This is a genomic window from Paraburkholderia atlantica (assembly GCF_000092885.1).
Classification (GTDB): domain Bacteria; phylum Pseudomonadota; class Gammaproteobacteria; order Burkholderiales; family Burkholderiaceae; genus Paraburkholderia; species Paraburkholderia atlantica.
The window spans coordinates 41,654-54,899 of record NC_014118.1 but is presented as its reverse complement, the minus strand read 5'-3'; the positions used below and the strand labels follow the sequence as shown (position 1 = coordinate 54,899).

At 66.2% G+C, this 13,246-nt stretch carries 13 protein-coding genes; 2 read left to right on the top strand and 11 right to left on the bottom strand.

Features of this window, described 5'->3' with window-relative positions:
- Positions 1–291: 291 nt before the first annotated feature.
- The 11 genes from BC1002_RS16230 to BC1002_RS16180 form a co-directional block, all read right to left on the bottom strand.
- Positions 292–1,287, bottom strand: coding sequence for a vWA domain-containing protein (locus BC1002_RS16230; protein ID WP_013091086.1), 996 nt, complete (start codon positions 1,285–1,287; stop codon positions 292–294).
- Positions 1,284–1,829: a hypothetical protein gene (locus BC1002_RS16225; protein ID WP_013091085.1), complete on the bottom strand. Its 546-nt coding sequence runs from the start codon at positions 1,827–1,829 to the stop codon at positions 1,284–1,286. Before BC1002_RS16225 ends, BC1002_RS16230 begins: the two co-directional genes overlap by 4 nt.
- Positions 1,826–2,812, bottom strand: coding sequence for a vWA domain-containing protein (locus BC1002_RS16220; protein ID WP_013091084.1), 987 nt, complete (start codon positions 2,810–2,812; stop codon positions 1,826–1,828). The genes BC1002_RS16225 and BC1002_RS16220 overlap by 4 nt, the downstream gene beginning before the upstream one ends.
- Positions 2,809–3,732: a hypothetical protein gene (locus tag BC1002_RS16215; RefSeq protein WP_013091083.1), complete on the bottom strand. Its 924-nt coding sequence runs from the start codon at positions 3,730–3,732 to the stop codon at positions 2,809–2,811. Before BC1002_RS16215 ends, BC1002_RS16220 begins: the two co-directional genes overlap by 4 nt.
- Positions 3,729–4,640: a DUF58 domain-containing protein gene (locus BC1002_RS16210; RefSeq protein WP_013091082.1), complete on the bottom strand. Its 912-nt coding sequence runs from the start codon at positions 4,638–4,640 to the stop codon at positions 3,729–3,731. The genes BC1002_RS16215 and BC1002_RS16210 overlap by 4 nt, the downstream gene beginning before the upstream one ends.
- A gap of 20 nt (positions 4,641–4,660) precedes the next feature.
- On the bottom strand, positions 4,661–5,683 hold the full coding sequence (locus BC1002_RS16205) for an AAA family ATPase (RefSeq protein WP_013091081.1): 1,023 nt from the start codon (positions 5,681–5,683) through the stop codon (positions 4,661–4,663).
- 266 nt (positions 5,684–5,949) lie between these two features.
- Entirely contained in the window at positions 5,950–6,954 is a 1,005-nt protein-coding gene (locus tag BC1002_RS16200) for a LysR family transcriptional regulator (protein WP_013091080.1), read from the bottom strand.
- A gap of 7 nt (positions 6,955–6,961) precedes the next feature.
- Positions 6,962–7,738 (bottom strand): hypothetical protein, encoded by a 777-nt coding sequence (locus BC1002_RS16195; protein ID WP_013091079.1) that lies wholly within the window; start codon positions 7,736–7,738, stop codon positions 6,962–6,964.
- Positions 7,735–8,646 (bottom strand): substrate-binding domain-containing protein, encoded by a 912-nt coding sequence (locus tag BC1002_RS16190; protein WP_013091078.1) that lies wholly within the window; start codon positions 8,644–8,646, stop codon positions 7,735–7,737. Before BC1002_RS16190 ends, BC1002_RS16195 begins: the two co-directional genes overlap by 4 nt.
- Positions 8,647–8,677: 31 nt before the next feature.
- Positions 8,678–9,097: a c-type cytochrome gene (locus BC1002_RS16185; protein ID WP_013091077.1), complete on the bottom strand. Its 420-nt coding sequence runs from the start codon at positions 9,095–9,097 to the stop codon at positions 8,678–8,680.
- Between the two features lie 164 nt (positions 9,098–9,261).
- Entirely contained in the window at positions 9,262–11,079 is a 1,818-nt protein-coding gene (locus tag BC1002_RS16180; RefSeq protein ID WP_013091076.1) for a methanol/ethanol family PQQ-dependent dehydrogenase, read from the bottom strand.
- Positions 11,080–11,497: 418 nt separating this feature from the next.
- On the opposite strand from BC1002_RS16180, the gene BC1002_RS16175 reads away from it, so the two are divergent.
- Both BC1002_RS16175 and BC1002_RS16170 read left to right on the top strand, forming a co-directional pair.
- Positions 11,498–11,896, top strand: a complete 399-nt coding sequence (locus BC1002_RS16175) for a 4a-hydroxytetrahydrobiopterin dehydratase (RefSeq protein ID WP_013091075.1) — start codon at positions 11,498–11,500, stop codon at positions 11,894–11,896.
- A gap of 285 nt (positions 11,897–12,181) precedes the next feature.
- Positions 12,182–13,207: a beta-ribofuranosylaminobenzene 5'-phosphate synthase family protein gene (locus tag BC1002_RS16170; protein ID WP_013091074.1), complete on the top strand. Its 1,026-nt coding sequence runs from the start codon at positions 12,182–12,184 to the stop codon at positions 13,205–13,207.
- Positions 13,208–13,246 lie beyond the last annotated feature (39 nt).

Genomic DNA, 13,246 nt, shown 5'->3' with positions numbered 1-13,246 from the left:
CGGCATGCCTCCGTGAAGGAATTGAAACGTCACATGACACGGCGCGTCACTCGAACCGCGCGCCAGGCAGCGTCGCTTGCATTCAGACATTGTAGTCAGTGATTTGCGTACCGGTAGGTCAATGTGTGAGCTATCTCGCGCGTGTGGCGAAGACCGGCAAAAGCTTCTGGCGCAAGCGTCCTGAGTCGAACAATCCCGGCAACTCTTGCGAGGTTTCGCAAGCGATCATGCGGTTCGATCGAATACCTGCATCTTCAACCGTTGCAGCGTCAACGGTCGCGCTCGCGGTAGTCAGTCGGCGCGTGTCGGCCGGCCATTGAATGCCGGCGCGATGCGCAAAGCGATCGTTTGAATGCGCTTTCGCCAGGCGCGCGGCCATGCGAGAACGGCGTCGGGCATGAAGCGCGCGACGAGCAGCAGCAACGCGAGCAACGCGGGGCACCCGCGCAGATCGGTCGGCACCGGTTCGCGGCGGGCGAAGCGCGTTTCGAGCAGCGCATCGCCGAACGACGTCACGTTCAGCAGACGCCGGTAGTCGAGGCCAGTCTGCCGAGCCACCGACGCCAGGTACTCACCGCGCAATTCGGACAACTCCTCGTGCGTTTGCGCCGCCACACCGGAGCCTGGTGTAGGCGGCACCTGGATCACGTCGTCGGCCTGCCAGACGCCGATCCGGTTGCCGTTGGCATCGGTCTTCGGAATGGCCGCGGGCTGGTCGCCGCCGACGCCGATCAGCCAGCCGCTGATCCGCGCCGCATTGATGCCCTCCATCAGCGGTCGCGACGCCAACAACGGCGGCGCCTCCTGCCCATCGGTGACGAACGCGATCGCCGCGCCGCCGCCGACGTCCTGCGCGACGCGCACGGCCGAATACACACCGCCTTCGGCGATGCGGCTCCAGTTGGTCCAGCGCATACGCCCGTCGATGCCGTCGAGCGACACCAGCAGCGCGTCGTAGTTGCCGCAGACTTCGACCGGCGCCATCAACAGCAACACCCGCTGCCCGGTAAAGACGCTCCAGCCGACCTTCGAGCCGCACGGCACACGCCCGAGCGCGTCGCGCATCGCGGCCTGCGCGAATTTGAGCCGGCTGACCGGCGCGCCGTCGAGCACCATGTCCTCGACATCCATGCTTTGCGTGATGTCGAACGTGACGATGTAGTTAAACGTGTTGCGCGGCAAAGTAACGTCCGGCATTGCGACCGCCGCGATCAACGCGACGAGCGCGAGCGGCGTCAACGCGTGACGCCACTTTGCGAAGCCGCGCTCGCGCTGAACGCCGCTCATGGCAGGTCCTGGCTGCGCGCGTCGCGCACTGTGACATTGTGCTGCTCTTTCACATCGGGTCCGGCGAGCGCGGACGGAGTTTCCGGCGCGAGCCACAGCGCGCGTTCGAGGTTGTAGCGCGCGTCCCAATCGTCGGGCGCCGCGCGCAGCGCGAGCCGGTAGCGCGCCTTGGCCTCGCCGATCATCGCGAGAGACCTGACTGTCTGCGCGTTGTCGCCGCTGCCTTCGCGCAGGTACAGGTTGCCGAGATCGAACAGCGCGGCGCGGCCGACTTCATCAGGCGGGCCGCCCTCGGGGAGCAGACCGTTATAGAGCCGCGCGGCCGCGTCGTAGGCGCCCGCTTTCGACAGCGCTATCGCGCGGGCCAGCTGAACCTCGCGCGCGTCGCCGCCGGCTTGCTGCTCACGCGCGGCGGCGTTCGTCGCGACAATGGCCTGATTGACGCGCTCCGCGTGCTGCAGACGAACGAAGCCATACGCGGCCCACGCGGCGCAACAGATCGCCACGGTGCCGAACAGCGTGTGGATCAGCGTGCGCTTCATGCCCAGCTCCTGACCTGCAACTGGTGCAATAGCACCAGCAGCGCCGCACAGAACAGCGCGAGCGCGAAACAATACGGACTCAGGTCCTGGCGAGGCAGATGCTCGAAGAACGTCGTCGTCGCGTTCTGTTGCCGGTTGATCTCCGCGATTGCCGCCATCATCGCCTTCGGGTCTTCCGCCTGAAACAGCCTGTAAGGCGTCTTCAGCGTCAGAAAGAAGCGATGCAGCTGCGCTTCGGCCGAGCTTCCGCTGGCCGGCTGCGTCGCGTTCAGATCGGGACTGAAGACGCTGCTGCGCAGGTAGATGAAGTACAGCGCGATCCGGTCGCGGCGCAGTCCCTCTTCGATGCGCCGTTGCATCCTTTCGTCGAGCAACGCGCCGCCGTCGGAGACCAGCACGATCGCGCGGCGGCCCGACGACAGGCGCCCGTCGAACTGCGCGATCGCCGCCAGCATGCCGCGATCGAGCTCGGTGTCCGGCATGCCGCGGCCAATCGCCGTGGCCGCGACCGCAGCCTCGATCACACGATGGTTGTACGTGAACGGCATCGCCAGCACGGGGTTGGTGCCGAACATCATGAACGCGAGCCGGTCGTTCGGCCGCTGCCCGACGAACCGCGTCAGCGCTTCGCGCGCCACGTGGTTCTTGGAGTCGCCGCGCGGCGACTCGACGCCCTTGCTGCCCATCGGCTCATCCATGCTCTGGCTGCGGTCCATCAGGATCAGGATCTGTGCGCCGCTGCCGGTGCGCAGCACCTGCAATTGCGAGCGCCCCGGCCCCGCCAGCCCGACGACGATTGCGGCGATCGCCAGCGCCGCGCCGCCGCGGACGAGCCAGCCCGCCACGCGCCCGAGGTCGTCGGCGGGTAGCCACGCGACGCTCGAAAACACCAGCGTGTCGCTGCGCCGCCGCAGCAGCGGCAGCGCGGCGAGCGGCAGCAGCACCAGCATCCACGGAAGGGCGAAGTCGAGGTTCATGGTCATCGCTGATGGCGCCTCTCCGCTCGATACAACGCACGGCACAGCGCGTGCAACGAAAGCTCGCCGGGATTCTCGACGGCGTGCGGCGCCGGCGCGAAAAAGCGCTCGGCCGACGCCAGATAGAAACGTTCGAGCTGCGCGCGCAGCGGTTGCAGATACGGCGCACGCGCCAGCAACGCGGATAGCGAAGCCGCATGCACGACCTCGCCGGCGGTTTCGTTCAGCGCGCGATGCAGGCAGACCCACGCATCGTTCGACGAAGCGCCGGGCGCCTCCGGCAGCCGTTGCATCTGCCGCCACGCCCGCGCGAACGGCAGCCGCGCCGCCTCGCGCCGGTTGCGCGCCCACCACCAGCTCGCCCAAACGAGCAGCGTCGCGAACAGCAGGCCGAGCGCCCACGCGATCTGCCGGCGCCAGCCGGACGTGGCCAGCATCGGCGCCTGTCGGTCGGGCCGCAGCGGCTGCAAGTCGCCTGCGGCGAACGCGGTTTGCGGCGTCAACGGTCCGATGCTCGCCGGCCATTCGGCGATCTGCAACTGCGTGCCCGCCGCCGACGTCAGCGTCAACGCGGGCAACGTGATCTGCGTGAGCGTCTGTGGCGCATTGATGACCTGATACCCGATCACCATCCACTTACGGCCGTTCGTATCGGTTTCGAGCGTCACGGGCCGGCGTTCGAGCCACACGCCCGTGCGTCCGACCGAAGGCGGCGTGACCGCGCCGACGTCGCGACCGTCGGCCTCCAGCAGCACGCGCTGCGTCAGCACATCGCCGAGCACATAGCCGAACGCGCGCGGCTCCTGAACGAGCGCGGCCACTTCGGCGGCGCTGGCCGTCGCGCACGCGGCGCCGCCTAGCGACGCGATCAGCACGCACAGCGCCGCCCGACACGCGCAGACACCGCGCACCTCGCGCGCGCTCATACCGTCAGCTCCAGAAAGTAGCGCGACATCGCTTCCGGATCGAACGCGCCTTCGACATAGAACGGCTGGATGCCGCGCGCGCCGAACACCGCGGCGAGTTCGTCGCGACGGCGCGCGACGCCTGCGCGCCAGCGCTCGCGCGCGCCGCGCGAGAGCCACACGCGACGCTCCTCGCCGGACTCCGCATCGTTGACGGCCAGCAGCGACGCGTGCTGCGGCGGTGTGGTCTCGGCCGCATCCCATACGACCATCGGCACCACGCACGCATGCACCAGCATGTCGAGCACCGGCGACAATCGCGCGAGAGGCCAGTGGAAATCGGACACGACGAACACGAGCGCCTGGCGTCCGGCGATACGGATCGCACAACGCCGCAATCCTTCGACGGACCCGCGTTCAGCCTGACGGTCGGCGTGACGACCGGCCTGACCATTCGCCTGATGATCAGCGATATCACTGACGCCTTCGCGCAGCATGCTCGCGAGCAGCGAGCCGGTGCCCCGTCCCGTGCGCGCCGGCATGAACAGATCGTCGCGTTCGCCGCTATCGAAAGCGAGCATGCCGAGCCGGTCGCCGACCCGGAACGCGCTATGGCCGAGCGCTTCGACGAAATCAGCGACGACCTGCAGCTTCGTTTTATGCGTACCGAACTGCATCGACGCCGACACGTCGACGATCACGAACACGGACACCGCGACGCGCTGCAAATGCACGCGCACCAGCCACTCGTCGCGCGCCGCGCGCAAGCTCGCACGCAGATCGAGCCGGCGCGGGTCCGGATAGTCGAACAGCCGGCCGTGCATCGCAAACTGCTGGCCCGAGCCGAAGCTGGAGCCCGGATGCGAGCCGGGCCGCGCACCGGCCGCGCGCATCGGCAGACGATAGTGGAATTCCGCGGTGCCGTTCATCGTGGTGCGCGCGCCGGCGTTCAGCGAGGCACCGCGACGTTCGCGACGATCCGCGAGATCAGCGCCTCGGCCAGCTCCTGGCGGCGCAGCTCGTAGATCGGCGTGAAGAACACGCGATGACCGAGCGCCGGCAGCAGCACTTCGTGGATGTCCTCCGGCAGCAGATGCGTGCGTCCCGCGAACCACGCGACCACGCGCGCGGCCCGCAACAGCGCGCTCATGCCGCGCGGACTCGCGCCGGCGAGAATCAGCTGCTCCATGTCGACGCCGTCGAGCGCGATGCCGAAGCGCGCCGGCGTTTCCGTCGCCTGCCAGATGTCGTGCACGTAGCGCTCGATCGTCTCGCTGGCCTGCACGCCCTGCTGGATCGCCGCGCCGATCCGGTTCAATTGTTCCCACGGCACGATCGACGGTGTCAGTTGCGCGAGCAGGCCGTCGACGTCATGGAACCTCGTGTCGAACACGAGGCTGCGCCGCGCCTCCTCGTCGGTCGGCGTCGGCATGTTCAGTTCGAACAGGAAGCGGTCGCGCGCCGCCGAAGCGAGCTCGAAGGTCTCTTCCTTCTCGACCTTGTTGCGGTCGGCATACACGGTCATATGCGGAAAGCGATGCTCGCGGCCGAACGCCCACACCGAACGCTCGGCCATCGCGCGCAACAACAGCGATTGCACCTGCGGGCGCGCGCGATTGATCTCGTTGAAGAAGAAGGTGGTCAGCTGTTCGCCATGGCGCAGCAGCGGGCCGGGCTCGATGCGCGGCTTGCCGTCGGCATCGACGTAGGTGTGATAGACGAGGTCGCCCGGCATCAGATCGATCGTGCCTTCGACGCGCTCGAAGTCGCCGCCGACCACGCGCGCGAACGCCCGCAACACGGTCGTCTTGCCGACCCCGACGCCGCCTTCGAGCAGCACGTGGCCGCGTGCGAACAGCGCGACGTTGATGAGCCTCAGCGTTTGCTGCTGACCGACGACGACCCTCGCCACTTCGTTTTCGATCTGCTGGGCGTGAGAACGCCAGTCCTGAAGCTGCTCGCCAGAAACCATCGCTGCGATCCCCTTCCGTGGTGGCTGGCGTTTTTTTGCGCGACGCCCGAACGTCGACGCGCTTCAAGACTCGCCAGCCTTCCGTTCAAGCACGGTTTATGCCGATCGCGCGCGCGGGACGCAACAGTTAAATCGAATGCGAAAAGTTGGCAGCCTGTCACGACAGCCGGGTACAGACTGTGCCATCGATGCCGTCTATCACGCGCCGTTAATCAGCAAGCCGACGAGCGCGCTTGCGCCGCGCCGCACGCAACGCACGCATCACGCTACCGCTGCGCCCCGATCTGCCGTTTCGCAAACACCCCCGCAAACTGCGCATATTCCTGCTCCAGATGCACCGCCGCATGTTCGAGCAGGAACTGCCGGAACATCACGCTGGTCGGCGAAAGCTGCTTGGTGCGCAGATGCACGATCTGCCAAGTTCGTACGATCGGCGTGCCGTTCACGTCGAGCAGCGCGATCTCGCCGGTGCGCAACTCCAGCTGCAACGTATGCAGCGAGATCAGGCTCACGCCCATGCCGGCCATCACCGCCTGCTTGATCGTTTCGTTGCTGCCGAGCGTGACGGTTTTCGCGGGAGTGAACAGATGCTGACGGAACATCGCCTCGGCGGCCATGCGCGTCCCTGAGCCCGGCTCGCGCAGCAGAAAGGTGTCGTTGCTCAACTCCTGCAGATCGAAGCGGCGCGCGCCGCACAACGGATGATGCACTGGCGCGATCACCACCTGGGGATGACTCGCGAGCGGCTCGGCCGTCGTATCGAGTTCAGGCGGCGGACGGCCCATGATCGCGAGATCGATCGCGTTGTCCTGCAACAGACGCAGCAACGCGTCGCGATTGCCGACCGAGAAATGCACGTCGACCTTCGGGTACAGATGCGAGTACATCGCCAGCAGTTTCGGTGCGAAGTAGGTCGCCGAACTGACGATGCCGACGTTGATCGAGCCGCTGTCGGCCTGCTTCAGCGACATCATCGCGTCTTCGGTGTCCTTGATTTCGCCGAGAATGCGGCTCGCGTGATGGGTCAGCACCTCGCCCGCTTCGGTCAGCGTGAGCTTGCGCGCGACGCGCTCGAACAGCCGCAGGCCGACCGCCTCCTCGAGCTGATGAATCTGCATCGACACAGCCGGCTGCGTCAGATGCAGCTCCTCGGCCGCGCGCGCGAAACTCGTATAGCGGCTCGCGACGACGAAGATCTGCAACTGCCGCAGGGTCAGCGTGCGAACGAAATTCAGCTTGACCCGGTTCGTCGCGAAACTCGCGTTCTGCATCGAAAACTCAACGGCTCGCCCGCGGTGCATTCGACGGCTTCGCCGGCACCTTGCCCGATGGCAACTTGTTCAGTGCGGATTGAAAGCTCAACGACTCCGAATGCGCCGGATGCGCGAAGTCGTTGTTGGGGCCCGGCACGTCGGTGCGAATCTGCAGGACCTGGCCCGGCACGCCGTCGGCGAGCAGGAAGGTGTAGCGCTTGCCCGTGTATTGCGCGAAGCGCGCCGCGTTCGGATCGTTCAGATAAGGCTGCACGACGATGCGCCGCGCGTTGACCGGCTTGCCGCCGACCTCGCTCGGCACGCTCTCGATCTGCGGCCCCGCGGCGAGGGCGAGACGCAGACGCTGCTGGAAATAGCGGCGCTGGCCGCCGGTGAGACCCTGCATCTCCGCGATGTCGCGTTCGAGGAAATAAATGATCGCCGGATTGCACTGCAATCCGCCGATCGGCAGGTTCACGCTGCCGCTGTGGTCGGACACCTGCGCGTCGCCCTTCGCGTTGTTCTCGCTCTGCACCAGCACCTTGACGACATCGGCGCTGCGCGACGGCTGCCCGGAATCGATCAGCGCGTAGTCGAGCTCGGTCTGCGCGGCGACGCCGTGCAGATGATCGGTCAGAAAGATCAGCCGCTCCGCGGCCGTGATATCGTCGCCGCCCGGCGCCGACGCGGCGCTCGCCGGGCTGGCCGCACGGGTCGCTGCCGGCGCGAGGCACAGCACGCACAGCGTCCCCATCAGCGCGGCGCGTGCCACGCGCAGCCACGCGCCGCGGGCGCGCGTCATTGCGATGCGTCGCCAGGCTTGCCCGCCGGCGCGTCGACCGGTTTGAGCATCGGCACCTGGTAGGTCGCGAGGATGCTGTCGATCTTGTCGTGATTCGCGCCGATCCATTGATCCACCTTGTCCTTCCAGTCCTTCTCGCCGTAGCGCACGCCCATCGAAATCGTGTAGTCGAAGCGGATGCCGGGCTGCGGCGGGAACGGCACGAGCCTGACCGAGTCGCCTGCGCGCTTCGCGAAGTAGCCGGCAATCGGCCCCCACAGGAACACCACGTCGACGTTGCCCGCGGCCAGGTCGTGTTCGATCATCTGGCCAGGGTATACGCCGGGATCGCCGCTTTGCACCTGATACGACACCGCCTGGTCGATCAGGTTGTGGCCGAGCAGCCAGTCCACCGCCGGGGTTTGCGAAAAGATCCCGAAACGCAGCTTGTGCAGCTGATCGGGCGGCAGTTTCAGCAGGTCGTCGGGCGTTTTGATGCTCGCGAACTCGGGGCGGTTCGGCAGCACCATCGCGTAGGTCGAGCGCAGATACGGCTGCGTCGTCGACGTCATGTCATAGCCCTTCGGCACGCCGATGATCAGGTCGCAGCGATAGCGCTCGCTGCCCTCCGCCTTCTCACGCAACGTGTGGCGCACGAAGCCCATGCGCTGCGGAAAGTACGTGTATTCGAGTTTGTAGCCGAAGTCGCTCGCCATCTGGGCCGCGATGCGGTTCTCATAGCCCTCGCCCTTGTCGTTCGACAACGGCATGTTGTTCGGGTCCGCGCATACCCTGAGCACGCCGTCCGCGCCGTCGTTGTTCGGAAGCGCGGGGCCATCCGCCCGGACCGCGGCGCTCGCGAGCGCCGCGCCACACAATGCGGCCGCGATCACGCTGACATGCACGGACATGCTTCTCTTATCACGCATCGTGAGCCTCCGGAAGAATGACGGCGCGGCGTTAATTCGAGTCGATGGCATGCAGATCGCCCGGCTTGATCTGCCCATCGGAGCGTCCTTTCAGATACGCATAGAGATTTTCCCAGTTCTTCTGCATCATCTGGCTCGCGCTGAAATCGGGCATACCCTTATCCACCCGGCCGCCGAACACCGTGCGATGAAACTCATTCTTGTCCAGCGTCTTGAACGCGTCGATCAGCGACGGCCCGACCATGCCCTGCTGCTGCGCGCCGTGGCAGCGTTCGCAAGCGAGCGCGCGCCACGTCTTCCAGCCCTGCAGCGTATTACTGTCGACCTTGTTACCGTCGACTACCTTGTACGCGACCTGCGCAATCGAAGGATTGTTCTGCGCGTATCCGACGGGCAGCATGACGAGCGCTACGGGCAACGCGGTGAGCAACAGGATAGATCGGCCTTTCATGCACATGTCTCCATCTGGGAAAAAGCCGCGCCCCGATGCGTTTCATCGACGCATCTACCAACGGCGCGATCTTGGGGGTAATTCAATGCTTGCGCGAGGCTGACGGGGCGGCTGTGCCAGTTCAAGCCGCCCCGCTCGTTCAGCCTTTCATTTCAGCCGTTCGTTCAGCTCTTTTCGTTGGGAATAGCGAACACGAACAGCGTGCCGCCGAGCGCGGTGTACTTCGCGAGATCTTTATAGCCGCCGACCGCGCCCAGACCTTCGGTCGGCTTCTCGAGACCCGCCGCCATGCCGATGCCGGCCCAGCCGCCGATGCCCGAGTACACGCCGACGTACTGCTTGCCCTGATACTCATACGTGAAGACGTTGCCGATGATCCCCGACGGCGTCTTGAAGCGCCACAGTTCCTTGCCGTCCGAGATGCGAACCGCCTTCAGGTAGCCTTCCAGCGTGCCGTAGAACGCGATGCCGCCGCCGGTCGCGAGCACACCCGACCACACCGAGAACTTCTCCGGCTTCGAGTAGACGATCTTGCCCTTGCTCGCATCCCACGCGATGAAGTTGCCCATCGCGTTGCCCTCGTTCGGGCCCGGATACATCGACAGCGTGGCGCCGACATACGGCTGTCCCGACACGTAGTCGACATCGAACGGCTCATAGTCCATACAGACGTGGTTGGTCGGCACGAGGAACAAGCTCGTCTTCGGATCGAACGCCGCCGGTTGCTGGTCCTTCGAACCGAGTGCCGCCGGGCAGATGCCCTTCACGTTGTGGTCGGACCCGGCCGCCTGCGTCGAGTACGCCGCGTTGCGAATCGGCAGGCCGCTTTGCAGATCGACACGATCGGCCCAGTTCACCGCCGGGTCGTACTTCTGCGCGACCAGCAGCTGTCCGGTTTCGCGGTTCAGCGTGTAGCCGAAGCCGTTACGGTCGAAGTGCACGATCGCGGGCACCTTCTTGCCGTTGATCGTCAGGTCGGACAGGATCATTTCGTTGACGCCGTCATAGTCCCATTCGTCGTGGGGCGTCATCTGGTACACCCATTTGGCCGTGCCGGTATTCAGGTCGCGCGCGAAGATCGACATCGACCATTTGTTGTCGCCCGGACGTTGCGTCGGGTTCCATGTGCCCGGATTGCCAGTACCGTAGTAAACAAGGTTGAGTTTCGGGTCCCACGCATACCAGCCCCACGTGGTGCCGCCGCCGAGCTTCCACTGATCGCCCTTCCAGGACTTCACCGACGAATCCGCGCCCACCGGCACCATCTGGCCGTTCGAGTACGTCATCGTCTTTTGCGGGTCGAGCAGCATTTCGTTGTCGGGGCCCGTGCTGTACGCAGTCCAGACCTGTTTGCCGGTCTTGATGTCGTACGCGATCAGACGCCCGCGCACGCCGAACTCGCCGCCCGAGATACCGGTCAGCACCTTGTCGCCGAATACGTGCGGCGCGTTGGTGTTGGTTTCACCGGCTTTCGGATTGCCGTTCTGCGCGGTCCACACCACCTCGCCCGTCTTCGCGTTCAGCGCGACGAGCTTGGTGTCGGCCTGCTGCAGGAAGATCTTGCCGTCGCCGTATGCAAGACCGCGGTTGACGGTGTCGCAGCACATCACGGAGACGACCTGTTCATCCTGCTTCGGCTGATACTGCCAGAGGAACGTCTGATCCTTCAGGTTGACTGCAATAACTTTGTTCGGAAACGGGGAGTGGATATACATCGTGTCGCCGATCACGAGCGGCGCGCCTTCATGGCCGCGTAGCACGCCGGTCGACATGGTCCATGCGACCTGCAGTTTGCCGACGTTGTTCTCGTTGATCTGCTTGAGCGGGCTGTAGCGGTGATTCGCATAATCGCCCGCCTGGGCCGCCCAGTTGGCTGGGTTTTTCATCAGTCCGTCGAGCTGCGAATCGGCCTGCGCAGCCAGAGAGCTAAAGGCTGCGGATGCGAGGATCGCGAGCCCAAGAACTACAGTGCGTAAGTTCATGTCTCCTCCAGAATTGTCCTGCTGTTCAACTCACGAATGACCCACGCTACCTCATCGCATCGTGCGCGCCTTCTCGATTGCAGGTAACGATTAACGCGCTATCCCGATTCGATGTCGGGCTTCGCGACGCATGAACGGCCAACGCATATTCCATGCCGGAATAGCGGCAACGTTGCCGCTCTTGCGTGCGCCGGCCCGCCGACCCGGCACGCGCGACCTGTCGCGGCACTCGGGCGTTGCACGCCGATGCTTGCACGGCGGTAAGCTGAAGGGGTTGCGTCACGCGATGCGGCACATACTGTGTCACTTGCGTGATACGAATCGTGTCCTTTGCGAATCACGCGCCGCAGCACGGACCTGTCACTTGCAACGAAGCTTCGTTCGGCGAACGATTCGCGCATTCCAGGAGCTAACCGCCATGGCAAACACCGAGCATGTCTATACCGACGAAGAGATCCAGCAGCGCCTCGTCGGTCCGCTGCAGCACTGGTATCTGGAAGATGGCTGGCTGCGGCGCAAATACCGCACCGAGGGCTGGAAGGGAACGCTGATGGTGGTCAACGCCGTCGGGCACCTCGCGGAAGCCGCGTGGCACCACCCCGATCTGACGGTCTCGTACGCGTTCGTGATCGTGAAGCTCAAAACGCACACCGCCAAGGGCATCACCGACAAGGACTTTGCGCTCGCGACGAAGATCGAATCGGTGGTCCACTGGCAGCCCGCCCTCGAGGAGGGCCCGCTAGAAGGCACGCCGGCCGACGATCAGCGCTTCCGCTATATCAAGTACGACGCGCCGAAACCCGCGCAAGGCAGTTGACGCGCGCGCCTGCCGCCGGATGAAACAGCGCGTGACACAGTGCGCCTTCGGCGTCACACAGCGTCCATGCGGGGGCGAAACGGGGTGGCGCGGGGCGCGCCCCATTCAGATGTTCCAGTGGGCCGAATCCGCTGCGGCGGCCGTTGCGCGCGCCTGGTACGGCTTTCGCTTGACGTCGCCGGGCGCACTGTCGCTTGAACCCGCGACGCGATACGACGCGTCGCGCACAACCCCGCGGCCGAACCCGGTTTCGCGCACCCGCAAGGACACCTGAGGACACTCGAGATGCCGCTTCAGCTCCGCCGCCTGCCGCCACGCTCCCCCATCACGATCGATGCGCCCGCGCGGCTGCATCTGGGCTTTCTCGATCCGAACGCGTCGCTCGGGCGCGCGTTCGGCAGCCTGGGGCTCGTCATCGATACGCACGGCACGCGAATTCAGGCGCGGCTCGCCGAGCGCGAGCAGATCGGCGGCTTGGCGAGCGAGGCCGAGCGCGAGCGGATCGCGCTGAGTCTCGCGCGGCTGCAGGCTGCCTACGGACCGGCGAGCCTCGCGATCGACGTGCTGGAGGCGCCACGCGCGCATACCGGCCTCGGCTCAGGCACACAGCTGGCGCTCGCGGTCGGCACCGCGTTCACGCGCCTCATCGGCCAGCCGGCGACGAGCGCCGAGATCGCCAGCCTGCTCGGGCGCGGCGCGCGCTCCGGCATCGGCATACTCGGCTTCGAGTGCGGCGGCCTGCTGCTCGATGGCGGCCCGCCCGGCGATCTGCGCCAGAGCATGCCGCCGCTGCTGTCGCGCCAGCCGTTTCCGCAGCCGTGGCGCGTGCTGCTCGTCAGCGACAACAGCCGCGAGGGCTTGCACGGCGCCGACGAACGCAGCGCGCTCGCATCGCTCGCGCCGTTTCCGCAGCGGCTCGCCGCGCATCTGTGCCATCTGGTGCTGATGCAGATCCTGCCCGGCGCCGCCGAACATAACTTCGCGCCGTTCGCGCACGGCCTCACCGAACTGCAGCAGACCATCGGCGAATACTTCGCGAGCGCGCAAGGCGGCGTGTTCGCGAGTCCCGACGTCGAGCGCGTGCTGCGCGCGGTCGCCGCCGAACGCACCGCCGGCATCGGCCAGACCTCATGGGGCCCGACAGGCTTCGCGGTGCTCGCGAGCGCACGCGAGGCCGAGCGCGCGCTCGCGACCGCGCGCGCCGTCGCAAGCGCGCTGCCGCATATCGAATGCAGCGTCGTCGCGGGCCGCAATAGCGGCGCGGCGATCAGCGGCGCCGAGGCGCGCGCGCCGCACATCGACGCCGCATGATGCGCGGCCCCGCCGAGGCCGCCGCTTACCTCAGGCGCT